This window comes from Staphylococcus sp. EG-SA-17 (assembly GCF_017151845.1).
In the GTDB taxonomy this organism is placed as follows: Bacteria; Bacillota; Bacilli; order Staphylococcales; family Staphylococcaceae; genus Staphylococcus; species Staphylococcus aureus.
Genome location: NZ_JACVZO010000092.1, coordinates 1 through 477 on the forward strand (window position 1 = coordinate 1; position 477 = coordinate 477).

Annotated in this window: 1 protein-coding gene; it reads right to left on the reverse strand. The window is 37.7% G+C overall.

The window, feature by feature from the left end; genetic code table 11:
- The coding region (locus tag IDG65_RS14200; RefSeq protein ID WP_206174208.1) for a DUF5960 family protein at window positions 1–287 on the reverse strand (287 nt) is incomplete at its 3' end.
- Window positions 288–477 lie beyond the last annotated feature (190 nt).

Consider the following 477-nt stretch of genomic DNA (forward strand, 5'->3'; position numbering starts at 1 on the left):
GCACCATCATAGCGAAATTCTGTCGAGATTGCTGCGTCCAAATCTTCGGTATACATGAATTTGCTGAAAGGAAACAGAAAGACTTCGCCGTCTTTCGTTTTTTCCGCTTCCACTCGGTAAATTAGCTGGTCCGCAGTCAATTGCTGATTCAGCTGTTCCAGCACGTCATCGATCACTTCTTCTTCTTGGTAACCTGCTTTTGCTACTCGTTGATAATCATTGAAAAAAGCCTCTTGACCTTCAAAAGATTGATAGACCATTTTTATTCCTTCTTTCTGCGCTTTCATTTGCGTTAATTCTATTATACGAGACCCCTCTTAGTTCAGCGAATGATTTGATTGCCGTTTCACTTAGAAAGAGTCAGCTGACTAGAAAAATATGTCAAATTCATTTCAAGTGTATTACGAATCAATGATTTGACAAAATCGCATTGAAGACTTTTTCATTTTTTGTATAATGGGACATAGAGAATATTAA